The sequence below is a fragment of the Paenibacillus solisilvae genome (genome assembly GCF_042656405.1).
In the GTDB taxonomy this organism is placed as follows: Bacteria; Bacillota; Bacilli; order Paenibacillales; family Paenibacillaceae; genus Paenibacillus_Z; species Paenibacillus_Z solisilvae.
In genome coordinates, this window is sequence record NZ_JBHSOW010000081.1 from 1 (window position 1) to 13,847 (window position 13,847).

Genomic DNA, 13,847 nt, shown 5'->3' on the forward strand with positions numbered 1-13,847 from the left:
ATCGATGTATTACAAACGAGCACGTTAAGTGCCTTATGTGGGTGTCCACTTTCTTGACAGAGGTCCAAATATCCAGTTCATAATGCCCATTTCAGCTCCATAAAGCTCAATTGAGGCGATTTAACTGTATGGATTGCAGTATAGAGGCAGCTTTTATCGGCTGGCACTCTTTTAACTGTACGAATTCCAGTATAGGTCCGGGTGTCCAATCAGCTAAACCATTGATAGGAAGAAAGAGATGAGGTGGCTGTACAGGGTTTACATCCTGTGCAGCCACCTATTCGAGGAGCAGCCACCTATTCGAGGAGCAGCCACCTATTCGAGGAGCAGCCACCTTTTCGAGGAACAGCCGCCTTTTCGAGGAACAGCCGCCTTTTCGAGGAACAGCCGCCTTTTCGAGGAACAGCCACCTATTCGAGGAGCAGCCGCCTTTTCGAGGAGACAGCCATCCTAGGCATTTCATTATGGATCTAACAATGGCGCGTTTAATAGTTGAGAGATGATAAGGCTGCAGGGTGCAGCAATAGTGGCGATCAGGAGCGGGTTGAACTTTAACGCTGCACGGCGGGTGCGCTTAGAGTTATGTATTCCTATTCAGGGCTCCGGTCATAGGAGCGCATGCGGAATATCAATATTTCCAGCACAAACAGCTTCATAATGGTTACAAACGCATTCCCATCCGGCTCTTAAAGCGGTTAATGAGAATCTGTGTATCGACGCTCATGATTCCCGGTAATATATACAGCTTGTTCTTAAGAAAGTCCTGCATCTCTTGATGATCTTCGAACAATCCGTGCATATGGAGTTTGGTTGGCCCCGTCATATGGTACAGGCTGGTGATTGAGGGCTCCATGGATAGTTGATCCGCTACATCATGGAGGAATTGAGGCTCCACTTCGACGTTAAAAAAGGCAGAGATAGAGATTCCGATTCTCTCCGGATTAATAACGATAGTGAATCTCTCGATGACTCCTTCATCCATAAGGGCGTTTACCCGTGCTTGCACGGCAACTCTGGATAGCCCGATTTCTTTAGCCAGGTCGGTATAAGAAATCCGGCTGTTTTCATGAAGCATCGCGATGATTTTGCGATCCGTAGCATCGAGTTTGGTTATCGGAATTTCCTGCGGAGAAGGCATAGGCCGTTCACCCTCCTTGTTATATTCAAAGTGTAATTAAATTTCTTGATTTGCCAATAATCCGTCATTCCAAAGGGGTCAGTTAACGCTCATTTTAACGATTTTCTTGAATATTGTCTACTTACCGATTTGCAGCTCTGCTTGCCGCCTCTTTTGTCCCCTTAAGCGGGAAGTGTTTATCAAAATACCCTATTTTAATATACCGCAACCTTATTATTCTATATACGACCGTTAGTATCGTCCTATAAAGTAACTTTATAGAGCTATTTTTATGAGAAGAGGTGCTTCTGAATTGCGGCAGAAATATGTGCATACACCACCTGCGAATGGTTACCCGGAGTGGAATAATAATCCCGAAACGTTTGAGCTTAACCGAATGAAAGCGCGTGCAACGCTTCAATCCTTTGGATCCGTCGAGGAGGCGCTCCGCGGTGACCGCAAATCAGCCCGCAGTTATTTGTCGCTGAACGGTACATGGAAGTTTTCTTGGGCAGAAACACCGGATGCGAGAATCGTTGGTTTTCATGAGGAGCAGTTTGATACGAGCGGCTGGGACTCGATTACCGTCCCGGCTCATTGGCAGCTGCAGGGTTATGATTACCCGCAATATACGAATATTCGTTACCCGTGGGAAGTGAAGGACGAAGGGCTCAAACAGCCTTTTGCGCCAACGAACTACAATCCGGTCGGATCCTATGTCAGGTATTTCACGGTGCCTGAGAACTGGCAGGGACAACCGGTATTCATCAGCTTCCAAGGGGTGGAATCAGCCTTCTACGTATGGGTGAACGGTGATCTTGTCGGATACAGCGAGGATACATTTACGCCGGCTGATTTTGACTTGACGCCATATCTGCGTGAAGGTGAAAACAAGCTCGCGGTTGAAGTTTACCGCTGGTGTGATGCCAGCTGGCTGGAGGATCAGGATTTCTGGCGGATGAGCGGGATTTTTCGCGATGTTTATCTCTATACAGCACCGAAGGCGCATATTGCCGATTTCTTCGTGACCACGGAGCTTGATGAGAACTACGAGCATGCAGAGCTTCGTCTTCGCGTGCAGGTTGAGAATTATTATGAAGAAACCATTGGCACGCTGCAGGTGGAAGCGCAGTTGTATGACAGCGGTCAGAAGCCTGTATTAGCGCAGCCGATTAACGTTAAACTGTCTGTTAACCGTGAAGCGTCTCTTGACATAGAGGCGTCGGCGGATGTGAATAACCCGCTAAAATGGAGTGCGGAGCTTCCAAATCTCTACACGCTGGTGATTACCTTGAAGGATGAAGCGGGACAATTCGTGGAGGCTGTCAGCAGCCGCGTCGGATTCCGTAAATTCGAGCTTAAGGATAATCTGCTGCTTATTAACGGGAAGCGGATCGTCTTCAAAGGGACGAACCGTCATGAGTTCTCCTGTAATACGGGCAGAGCGATCAGCTATGAGGAAATGCTTACGGATGTGAAGCTGATGAAGGCTTATAACATTAATGCTGTCCGCACATCCCATTACCCGAATCATCCGCTCTGGTATGACCTTTGCGATGAGTACGGTTTATATGTCATTGATGAGACGAATCTTGAAACCCACGGCAGCTGGCAGTATGGACAGAAGGAGCTTGGCGAGCTGACCGTTCCCGGAAGCCGCCCTGAATGGACGGCCAATGTGCTTGACCGTGCAAATTCGATGCTGCAGCGGGATAAGAATCACCCTTCCATACTGATTTGGTCACTCGGTAACGAGTCGTTCGGCGGCGATAATTTTCTGAAAATGCATGATTTCCTTCGCGAGGCGGATCCGACCCGGATCGTTCATTATGAAGGGGTAACCATGTGGCGGGAATCAGATGCGGCATCAGACGTCGAAAGCCAAATGTATACACGTCCGGCTAAAGTTGAAGAATATGCGCTTTATAATGGCAAAAAGCCGTTTATTCTATGTGAATATGCCCATGCCATGGGGAATTCTGTCGGCGGTCTTCATCTATACACCGAGCTGTTCGACCGTTATCCGGTTCTGCAGGGCGGCTTCATCTGGGATTGGGTCGATCAAGCGATCTGGACGACGAAGGATGATGGCACGTCCTATATGGCTTACGGCGGCGATTTTGGCGAAAACCCGCATGACGGCAACTTCTGCGGCAACGGGATTATTTTCGCGGATCGGACCGTATCGCCTAAGCTGTATGAGGTGAAGAAATGTTATCAGAACGTAGATATTACCGCGGTTGATTTGGCTCAAGGGGTTCTGAGTGTCCGGAATAAATGGCTGTTTACGAACCTGAATGCTTTTACGCTGCAGTGGACGGTTGCGGTCGATGGAGCTGCTGTGAAGAGCGGGACACTGGAGGCGGCAGCTGAGCCGGGCGAAACAGCAGAAATTACGATTCCACTCCCGGATCGCAGCGAATTCCGGGGCGAAGCTGTACTCACAGTCAGCTTCCTGACCCAAGAAGCAACAGATTGGGCAGAAGCCGGCCATGAAACGGCATTTGAGCAGTTTGTGCTTCCGAAGGCTGAACCGGAGCAGGCACGCATCGTCCGTCTGGAGTCCGGCCCGGCTGTCTCGTTATCGGAAGAGGGACAGTCGCTCACTGTAACAGGCAATCAATTCGCGGCTGCTTTCGACAAAGCGACGGGCAGTCTCTCATCGTTTATCGTTAATGGGCTGGAACTGCTGCAGGCTCCGCTTGCTCCGAATTTCTGGCGCGCCTATACGGATAATGACCGCGGCAGCAAGCAGCATGAGAAATCAGCTGCTTGGCGTTCGGCCGGAGAAGAGCGCCGTCTGCTGCAGCTGTCCTATGAGAAGCTGGAGGACCGCGTCATAATTACTGCCAGCTATGCACTGCCGACAACGAATACTTCGGCTTGTACGGTCACCTACATCGTACGCGGTAACGGAGAAATTGAAGTGAAGCAGCAGCTGACGCCTGGCGATAATCTGCCTGAAATACCGGAGATCGGTATGATGCTTGTATTAAACGGTTCCTTTGATGAGCTGGAGTGGTACGGCAAGGGGCCTCATGAATCCTACTGGGACCGCCAGACCGGTGCGAAGCTGGGAAGGTATAAAGGCAAAGTAGCGGATCAATTCGCTCCGTATATCAGGCCGCAGGAATGCGGGAATAAAATGGATGTACGCCATGCCTCTATCACGAATGCGGCCGGGGCGGGACTTGCGATTATCGGAGCGCCTCAGTTTGAGCTGAATGCCCTTCCGTATACCCCATTTGAGCTGGAAGCGAATGATCATGTATATAAGCTTCCGACAAGCAGCAAAACGGTTGTCCGTATCAACTACAAGCAAATGGGAGTAGGCGGAGACGACAGCTGGGGTGCGAAGCCGCATCCGCAGTATATGATCTTGGCTAATCGCCCGTATGAGTTTACTTTCACACTAAAAGGGATTTAATTAATAAGCAGCACCCCATAGAAAAGCGCCTTGGAGTCCGAACGTGCAGATCATGCACGTTTGGCTTCAAAGCGCTTCTTTAATTCTTTAGCTGCTGATGATCACTTTCTGATCCTCGTTCAGGCCTTGGATAATCTCAACCTCGGATGAGGTAATGAGGCCGACTTGAACATCGAGTTCTTTCACCCGGTCATTCTCGATCGTGCTGACCGAATAACGGCCAAACGTGTTTTTGAGAGCGTTACGCGGAATAATGAGCACGTTATCGCGTTTCTCGATGAACAGCTTGAAGTCGGCGTAATCTCCGATTTTGATGACCGGTTTAGGAGCTGAGAGGCCCAAAATTAATGATTTGACATTACGGTTTGAAAGCTTGATATCCAACGTCTTAGGTGCAGTTTTCGGAGTCTGCAGGACAGTGCCTTTATATTTCTTGCCATCGATAGTAAAATCGACGGGTTCATTTACGTTTATATTTGCGATTTTCTTAACGTCAGTTGCTTCATATACAAAATTAACATGATTCGGGTTGGAGATGACCGCAATCGTCGCTTGTGCTTCAACTGTCTGACCGGGCTTGATCCCGTTCAAATACGTGATATCGCCTTCGATTGGCGAGAATAAGAGCGATTTGTTATATTCCTTGACCAAAGAGTCGAGCACGAGCTGCTCACGGTCGAGATCGATTTGATACAGCCGAATGGTATTCTGATCGTTGTTGTTTTTGACAGCATCGGTGACATTGATTTGCTTCTGTTCAACTGTCAGCTTCTGGAGTTTGATTCTCGTCGGCAAATCACCGGTATCCAGTTCAGCGATTGGAGTTCCCACAGATACCTTATCGCCTTCTGCGACAAGCATCTTCTTCAACAGGCCGCCTGATTCGGCGAATGCGACTGATTTGTTTTCTTCAGAAGCCGCAACTGCAACGGAAGATAAATATAACTGCATATTTCCGCGTTTAACTGCTGCTGTTTCATACTTTTGCTCTTTCTTTGCGATAAGCGGCGGCTGGAGCGTTTCTTCTTCTGCAGGAAGAACGGAGCATCCGCTTAGCAGGGCAGCCGTGCAGCCAATCAGCGTTACCCGCTTCAGGAAGGAGTATCGGCGGCGGCTATTTAAATTATCGTTAGCTAACAAGGGTATTGTTCCTCCTAAAAGTTTTTGCGATAACTTCTTAGCTATACTTCCTCGCGAGCAAAAACTTGCATCGGAAGCATGGGCTGAGTCTAGCGATTATTTCATAGAGTCGGGCTAGTAAATACTACTCAAAGCATAACGGTCGCATGAAATCATGTCAACGTTTTCATTTCCAATTCCTAGCGGGGATGAACAATTAATTGGCAAGTTAATTGTCTCCTCTTATATTGTATGATATCTTTGCTGGTAGACTTTATAGTATCGAAATCTGACTTTACGATGATGGAAGGCGGTTAAGAGAATGTCAGTAGCTTCAACACGAACGGCAGCCGTTCAAACGGGAACGATTTATGTCATTTTGTTTGCGATCAGCTCGGTCCACTTGATGAACGATACGATGCAGGCGGTCGTCTCGGCACTGTTTCCGGTTCTGGAGAAATCGCTCCATTTGTCTTACGGACAAATGGGATGGATCGCTTTTACGCTAAGTATGACCTCATCCATCATGCAGCCGGTCGTTGGCTATTTCTCGGATAGAAGGCCGGCGCCCTGGATGCTTCCGGCGGGGATGGGGCTCAGCCTAATCGGGATGGCGGGCATTTCAATTGCTCCCAGTTTTCTGCTTGTCATACTAGCGGTCGTGTTTGTAGGACTTGGATCAGCTATCTTTCATCCGGAAGGCTCTAGGGTGGTTTATTTTGCGGCAGGCGGCAGGCGGGGGTTAGCACAATCCATCTATCAGGTGGGCGGTAATTTAGGCAGCTCACTTGCGCCGCTTATGACCATCTTTATTTTTCTGCCGCTAGGTCAAACCGGTGCGATATGGGGCACTTTGCTCGCAGCCGCTGCTATCATTATTCTGCTTCGGGTTGTTCCTTGGTATAAAGAGCGGCTGAACCTCTATGGCAAGCCTGTGAAACGCGCAGCGAAGACAGCAATGAATGAAAATGACAAGCGTGAACGAAAGGTTATCGGGTATGCGATGTTTATTCTGATTATGCTCGTCTTTGCACGATCATGGTACAACAGCGGGATATCCACCTATTTTGTATTTTTTCTTAGAGATACCTATAATCTCACGAATCAGGCAGCTCTTGTTCCCATTTTTTTATTCTCGGCTGCAGGTGTAATCGGTACATTCTTTGGCGGCATGCTGGCGGATCGTTTTGGCCGGAAGAAGGTTATTTTATGCTCGATTGTGGGCTCGTCGCCCTTTGCTCTTCTTCTGCCTCATCTGCCGCTCGCATGGGTGTATCCGCTCATATTCGTCATGGGACTTGTTCTGTTCTCCGGCTTCTCCGTCACCGTCGTTTACGCTCAAGAGCTCGTTCCCGGCAAGGTAGGAATGGCTTCCGGTCTTATTACCGGATTAGCCTTTGGTATGGGGGCCCTGGGCGCAGTCGTCATTGGCGAAGCAGCGGATTTATGGGGGCTGACACGTGTAATGAACTATACAAGCTTTCTCCCGCTCTTCGGCTTTCTAACCCTGCTGCTGCCTGCTGACCGCAGAGATAAAGTATGATAGAAGAGAAGAGAAGAGAATAAAAGCAATCAAGGAAGCGTTGGAGTCTGCGGCTCTGACGCTTTTTTGCTGCTGTTAGGGATATGTGAGTAAAATAGTTCTATTCTAATCCAGCAATGCGGCATGACGCTTATAATGATCTTCGAGCACCAGACAGGCCATAGCTTCAATTACAGGAACGATTCTTGGACAGATGCAGGGATCATGCCTCCCTTCCGTCACGATTAGCTGTTCGTCTCCACTTGTATTAATCGTATGCTGCGGAATGGAGATGGAGGAAGTAGGCTTTACGGCGACTCTGAAAATAATTTCATTCCCTGTACTGATTCCGCCAATAATACCGCCGGCATGATTGCTGAGAAATCCGTCTGCGTTCATCTCATCATTATGTTCACTGCCAAGCATGTCGGCTGCTGCAAAGCCGGCTCCGAATTCAATGCCTTTGATGGCTCCGATGGATAACATGCTTTTGGCCAGATCGGCATCCAGTTTATCGAATACAGGCTCGCCGAGTCCGGCGACGGCGCCTCGAATCCGGCATTCAACGATACCGCCGCAGCTGTTCCCTGCCCTTGCCAGCGATTCGATTCGTTGAATCATTTGAAGGGCGGCTTCCGGATCACAAGCCCGGACTGCGTTACGCTCGATTTCACTCTCTACGAATGTTTCGCAAGCAATGCCTCCAATAGCCTTCGTGTAAGCAACTATGCTTATGCCTCTTCTCTCCAGCAGCTTCCGGGCAACAGCACCGGCAGCGACCCGGCCGGCAGTTTCCCGTCCTGAAGCGCGTCCGCTCCCTCGATGATCACGTAAGCCGTATTTCTGCAGATACGTGTAGTCTGCATGACCGGGCCGGAAGGAATGCTGAATATCGGAATAAGCTTCAGGGCGCATATCTGTATTATTCAGAAGAATGCAGATCGGCGTTCCCGTTGTTTTTCCTTCATAGACTCCGGAGAGAATACGTATGCGGTCATATTCTTTGCGGGGTGAAGTTACAGAGGATTGTCCTGGCTTTCTTCGGTCCATTTGAACTTGAATATAGGGTTCGTCCAGCTCGACGCCCGGGGTAACACCGTCAATAATGACACCGACCGCTTCGCCATGCGATTCACCAAAGGTTGATATTCGAAAAGCTTCTCCGAACGAGCTTCCTGCCATTGTTTATCCCTGCCTTTATGATGCTTTAATTGATTCCTTTTATTATCCCGTGAGTTATGCAATAAATGAAATCAGAATATTAGCAATCTGCCATAGAATGGGTTGATATCATAAAATACTTGAACCATCAGGTTCAAGTGACGTATTCTATAGGAGGAAGCAAGGCTTCACAAAACTTAAGCACATGCTTCCGAAGCGAGTTTTGCTGCGAAGATCAATCAGGAAGCAAGGCTTCACAAAACGTTTAGGAGTGATCAGAATGACCAAGAGCTTGGCGCGAAAGAGGATGGAGAAGAAACTGCAGCAGGGAAGCATGGACCCGAGGCTGCAGAGAGGGAATTGGAACGGAGTTAAGCCGGTTACAAAGGTAAAGCCAAACAAAAAGAAATATGTTCTTCCCAAGAATGACGATGATCGAGTCTTTAAGCAAGCAGCTTAAAGGTTGGATCATCGTCATTCTTCTTTTATTAGATATGAACAAGAAATGTCTATTGAATTAAACCAAACATAATTATATAATGTCTATATAATTAGCAAACGAATAGTGGAGCTGTTTGAAATATGAACGTATCTGAGCATTTCTTTAGCGCATCACTGTCAGAGCTCAAACAAGGGTTTATTTATGACAATGGGACGGAAAGCTATTATTGTTTGATTTGTGGAGAGCAGTTTGAAGAAGGTGTTGTGTACCCGGCCCAGAAACGTTTCTTCGAGGCTCATAAGGCTGTGAAGTACCATATAAGCAGTACGCATAATTCAGTGCTGGATTATTTGCTCCAGCTGGATAAGAAAGCAACAGGACTGACTGATCTGCAGAAGCAGCTGATTGAAGCGTTCGCTTCAGGCATGAGCGATGCGGAGACCGTTAAGCTGACCGGCGGCGGAAGTGCCTCCACGATTCGCAATCACCGTTTTGCCCTCAAAGAGAAAGCGAAGCAGGCTAAGCTGTTCCTGGCTATTATGGAGCTGATGGACGGCGGACTTCCTTCAGGTACTAAATTTATCCCTGTTCATCGGAATGCGCCGCAAGTGGACGAAAGATATGCATTGACGAATGATGAATATAATGCGTTATTGAAGAAATATTTGCCACAGGGACTGGAAGGCCCGCTTACAGGATTGCCAAGGAAGGAAAAACGCAAAATTGCTCTGCTGCGCCATGTAGCGACCTGCTTCAAGAAGGGCCGCAAGTACAAAGAGCCGGAAGTGAACGAAATTCTGGGACGCTTCATGGAGAAGGAATATGTCAATTTACGGCGATATTTGATCGATTACAACCTTCTAGGCCGGGAAAGCGACGGCAGTGTTTATTGGCTGAATGTCTAGTTATATCTATTACCAGCCTGGCGTTTTGAAGGCGTTTCTGCTCTATGCCGACTTGTCTAAGTTCGTAACAGGCAGAGCCGGCGCAATACTTTTGGGAGGATTAAGCAATGAACAGACGGAAAGAATTGCAGAATGAATACGGGATGAAGCAGCGCTCCATGGGCGTATTTCAAATTGTGAACGAGAAGAACGGCAAACGTTATATTGCGTCATCGCCAACTCTTGATTCTGCTTGGCAGCGCGAGAAATTTACACTTGATATGGGAAGTCATATCAATAGCGCGCTTCAGAAGGAGTATAAGGAACAGGCCGGTGCCCATTTTGTGTTTGAGGAGCTTGAGAAGCTCAAGCTGGGTGAGGAAGTTCGGAATGATTACAAAGATTTGATGCAGATAGGCACGACAGCGCTTAATCGCACTGCTGTATTGGCATACAGAGACTCCCTTCGCAAGCTGGAGATGAAATGGCTGGACGAATTCAAGCCCTATGAACCGAATGGCTACAATCGTCCGCCGAAGGAGAATTAACAGCAATACATCTTCCTTAGACTAATACGCAAGGCAAGAGCGATCCAAAGGCTGAAGGCCTGGGAGCGCTCTTTTTGCTGTTCAAGGAGCCAATCTAGGGATTGCACGAAACTCGTGTTATAATTGTGGCCTGATAAAGGTAAGAGAGGACGGGCAGCATGAGACTAAGCAACATTTACCGCAATTATTTTCAAAATAATCTGTTTATGAAGATGATTCTTCTCTTCTCCTTTATTACGATTCTGACCATTATTACGTTCTCTTATCTGATGTTTCGTTCGATGTCGGGGACGGTCATTAACCGGGAACTTGACATTCAGAAGAAAGCGATGGAGAGCGTCAACAATAATATGACTGCCAAGCATGAATCCGTGCAGGCTATGATTGAAGGGGTATATCGGAATTCGTCGCTATCCACGGGCGTTTCCTACTTGCTGATGCACCCGTTTCAAGAGTACGTCCAGTATAATCTGAATCAGTATTATCTCAATTCGAACAATGCGGGACCGGACGCGCTTCAGTATTTCAAGAACAATATGGAAGATGATGCGGATATCAGCAACTTGATTCTGTACAGCGCGGAGCAGCAATCCATCTATGCGTTTAACAGTTATAAACAGTTAAAACTGCTCAAGACCGGCGCCGGGAACACTTACATTCCGGATGCAATGGCGCTGGAAGGGGGCAGCCTGACATTGCCTAACCCATGGATCAGAAAAGCGATTAAGCTGCCGAAAGCGGATCTGTATTCGATCCGGATGCAGGTGAATGATATGCAATCGCTCAAAAATATCGGTCAGCTGGTCGTCTATTATAAATCGGACAGCATATGGAAAGCAATTTCTAATGTGAAAGGCGATCTGAAGGGCAGAATTCTCGTTTTGACGACTGAGGGCGGCGTGCTGTTTGATTCCTTAGGCCAAATATACGGCAAGACTTATCCGGGCTTGGACAAAATAAACTCGTTATACGAGAGCAGTGAATTGGTTCAGCATGAATATGTGACGAAAATGACGCAAAATAAAGGCGGGTTCATCGTTCTTGGCCTCATCTCAACAGATGAAATGGCGGCCTCCTACCGGGGACTCCGCAATACGATTCTGACGATCAGCGCCTGCTGTATTTTTGTGGCGATTGTCATTCCCTCCTTGTTTATTTTCCGATTCGCCAAACGGACGAATGAAATCATACGTTTCACCCGCAAGGTAAAGCAGGGAGACTTGAACGCGAGGATTCAAGACCCAAGGGAAGATGAGCTGGGGCAAATATCGCACAGCTTTAATGATATGCTTGAGGTTCTCAATGAATATATCGACCGGGAATATAAGGCGGATATTAAGCAGAAGGAAACGGAGCTGACTGCCCTGCAGGCACGCATCAATCCGCATTTTCTATATAACACCCTCGAAGTGATCCGAATGCGTGCGATCTCGCAGGGCGCGCAGGATGTCGGCGAAATGATCTACAGCCTGTCGGCGCTATTCCGAAGCTTCGTTCAGCAGAAATCCGTCTATCTCTTGAAGGATGAGCTTGAAGCCTGCCGCTTGTACCTGGAGCTCTTCCGCATCCGTTATAAGGACAAGTTCTCCTACGCGATTGAGTGCGCAGATGATCTTGGGAGGAAAAAAGTGCTGCGGATGTCGCTGCAGCCGATTGTCGAGAATTATATCGTTCATGGTCTTTGCAGCGAGCGTACCGGTAATCAAATTGCGATTAAGGCTCTTCGGCTTGAGAAGGGACTTCAGGTGCAAATTATAGACAACGGGAAAGGCATTCCGGCTGACCGGCTGAAAGAGCTGGAATATACACTGTCGTCAGAAGCTGCTGAAGGGGAATCGTTTGGTCTGCGCAGTGTGAATGAGCGTCTTCAACTGCTTTACGGCGCGGAATTCGGTCTTTGCATCGAGAGCGAGCTTGGGGCAGGAACAACCGTAACGGTGCGGCTGCCGGACATCGAAGATCAGGAGGGTCATGATGTATAGAGTGTTTCTTGCAGATGATGAGCCATTTATTACGGAAGGTTTGTACGACATAATCGATTGGGCGGGGCTTGGCTTAGAAATCGTAGGGCATGCCGACAACGGACAGAAGGCTCTGAATGCGATGAAGCAGACGCCTGTAGATATTCTAATTACCGATATTTCGATGCCTGTGATGACCGGACTTGAGCTTATAAGTGCTGCAAGGGAATTTCATGTCGACCTGAAGGTGATTGTGCTAAGCGGGTTTGATGAGTTCGCCTACCTGAAGGAGGGTATGCGCCTGGGGATTGAGAACTACCTGCTAAAGCCGATTAACGTGGAAGAGCTAAGAGCAACGCTTAGCAATACAGTTGAAAAATTAAGCTCATTCAAGGAAAGGCGGATGATTTCCGGGTTTAGTACGCAGATTCTGAAGGATAATATCATGCACCGCTGGTTAACCGGTCAGATCGGTGCTGCCGAATTCAAAGAGCGTACAGATCTGCTTGGAATTAACATCGAGCATCCATACCTTGCCGCTGCAGTGCTGAGGACGGAGACGGGCCAAGCGGAAGTGTTCGAGCTGATAGACAGACAGGTGAAGCACAATGAAGGACTGACATTATTCCGCGACATCGATGGGGATCTGGTGCTGCTTGCTTTAATGGATGATGCGGAGCGGGGCCTGGAGGAATTAAATCAAATCCTGAAGGGCATTCACGAGAGATTGACGAATTACCGGCCGCTGCGGATATCGGTCGGCAGTGTAGAGAGTCTTATGGACCACGCTGGAGTCAGCTATTACAACGCCAAGAAAACACAGGAGTACTTCTGGATTTATCCGGACCAGGACATGATGGATTACAGTCAGCTTCCCATCCGCCAAGAGCTGGATCGTGTTGATTTTACGCTGGACTGGGGTGCATATGCCAAATCCGTTATTTCGAAGGATAAAGAAACCCTTCATCAGCAAATTCAAGACGATTTCCGGCTTATTCTGGCTTTGCCGGGCGTCATGCCGCAGGATATTCAGAATGTCGCGCTCGAAATGATCGTGCGCTTCAAGGTGGAACTGGAGTCGATTCGTCACACGGAGGAGCCGGATCTGTTTTATGAAGCTTTCCAGAATGTCAGGAAAGCAGAAACCATAGATGAGCTGAGCAAAACCATCCAGGAGGCTGCGGACATGACGATAGACTTCCTGATTTCGGATATAAAGAGCCCCGTCGTGCAGCAGGTATTGAATTACATCCATAAATCCTACTCCGAGGAATTCTCGCTTAAGCTGCTTGGAATCCAGTATAATATTCATCCGGTCTATCTTGGCCAGCTGTTCCATAAGGAAACGGGTGAGACATTCACGGAATACATCAACAAATACCGCATCGAGAAAGCCAAAGAAATGCTGAAGACCACCAATTTGAAGGTGCATGAAATCGCAAGGAATGTGGGCTATTGGGAGACTGGATATTTCTATAAGCAATTTAAAAAATATGTAGGGATTTCTCCTACCGACTATAAAGGACTGCTCTAATTCATCTTAGAGCGGTCTTTTTTCTTTAGTTTGGACAGGTTTCATTTAGTTTGTCGCCTATTTGAAACGGCTTTCATTAGGTACAGTAAAAGTATCCCCATCGGGGTATGTTAAACGAAGAACATCACAGGG

General features: G+C 48.0%; 10 protein-coding genes. 7 read left to right on the forward strand and 3 right to left on the reverse strand.

Features of this window, described 5'->3' with window-relative positions:
* Nucleotides 1–661: 661 nt before the first annotated feature.
* The gene (locus tag ACFPYJ_RS22565) at nucleotides 662–1,138 is read right to left on the reverse strand and encodes an Lrp/AsnC family transcriptional regulator (protein ID WP_379190486.1); all 477 of its coding nucleotides are present in this window, start codon (nucleotides 1,136–1,138) and stop codon (nucleotides 662–664) included.
* Nucleotides 1,139–1,430: 292 nt separating this feature from the next.
* On the opposite strand from ACFPYJ_RS22565, the gene lacZ reads away from it, so the two are divergent.
* Nucleotides 1,431–4,544, forward strand: a complete 3,114-nt coding sequence (gene lacZ / locus ACFPYJ_RS22570; RefSeq protein WP_379190487.1) for a beta-galactosidase, LacZ type — start codon at nucleotides 1,431–1,433, stop codon at nucleotides 4,542–4,544.
* Between the two features lie 87 nt (nucleotides 4,545–4,631).
* Here lacZ and ACFPYJ_RS22575 read toward each other — a convergent pair whose 3' ends face one another.
* On the reverse strand, nucleotides 4,632–5,684 hold the full coding sequence (locus ACFPYJ_RS22575; protein ID WP_379190488.1) for an efflux RND transporter periplasmic adaptor subunit: 1,053 nt from the start codon (nucleotides 5,682–5,684) through the stop codon (nucleotides 4,632–4,634).
* Between the two features lie 301 nt (nucleotides 5,685–5,985).
* Here ACFPYJ_RS22575 and ACFPYJ_RS22580 point away from each other — a divergent pair, with 301 nt between their 5' ends.
* Entirely contained in the window at nucleotides 5,986–7,206 is a 1,221-nt protein-coding gene (locus ACFPYJ_RS22580; protein ID WP_379190489.1) for an MFS transporter, read from the forward strand.
* Between the two features lie 105 nt (nucleotides 7,207–7,311).
* Here the strand turns inward: ACFPYJ_RS22580 and aroC are convergent, their stop codons facing one another.
* Nucleotides 7,312–8,367: a chorismate synthase gene (gene aroC / locus ACFPYJ_RS22585; RefSeq protein WP_379190490.1), complete on the reverse strand. Its 1,056-nt coding sequence runs from the start codon at nucleotides 8,365–8,367 to the stop codon at nucleotides 7,312–7,314.
* 259 nt (nucleotides 8,368–8,626) lie between these two features.
* Between aroC and ACFPYJ_RS22590 the strand changes: the two genes are divergently transcribed.
* The 5 genes from ACFPYJ_RS22590 (at nucleotide 8,627) to ACFPYJ_RS22610 (ending at nucleotide 13,715) form a co-directional block, all read left to right on the forward strand.
* On the forward strand, nucleotides 8,627–8,806 hold the full coding sequence (locus tag ACFPYJ_RS22590) for a hypothetical protein (RefSeq protein ID WP_379190491.1): 180 nt from the start codon (nucleotides 8,627–8,629) through the stop codon (nucleotides 8,804–8,806).
* A 122-nt stretch (nucleotides 8,807–8,928) separates the two neighbouring features.
* Complete coding sequence (locus tag ACFPYJ_RS22595; RefSeq protein WP_379190492.1) at nucleotides 8,929–9,693, forward strand: DUF2087 domain-containing protein; 765 nt, start codon at nucleotides 8,929–8,931, stop codon at nucleotides 9,691–9,693.
* A 107-nt stretch (nucleotides 9,694–9,800) separates the two neighbouring features.
* Nucleotides 9,801–10,220, forward strand: coding sequence for a GIY-YIG nuclease family protein (locus tag ACFPYJ_RS22600; protein WP_379190493.1), 420 nt, complete (start codon nucleotides 9,801–9,803; stop codon nucleotides 10,218–10,220).
* A 158-nt stretch (nucleotides 10,221–10,378) separates the two neighbouring features.
* Nucleotides 10,379–12,202 carry a sensor histidine kinase gene (locus ACFPYJ_RS22605; RefSeq protein ID WP_379190494.1) on the forward strand — a complete coding sequence of 608 codons (1,824 nt, stop codon included), beginning with the start codon at nucleotides 10,379–10,381 and terminating at the stop codon, nucleotides 12,200–12,202.
* Entirely contained in the window at nucleotides 12,195–13,715 is a 1,521-nt protein-coding gene (locus tag ACFPYJ_RS22610) for a response regulator (RefSeq protein ID WP_379190495.1), read from the forward strand. The genes ACFPYJ_RS22605 and ACFPYJ_RS22610 overlap by 8 nt, the downstream gene beginning before the upstream one ends.
* The last annotated feature ends 132 nt before the right edge of the window (nucleotides 13,716–13,847 follow it).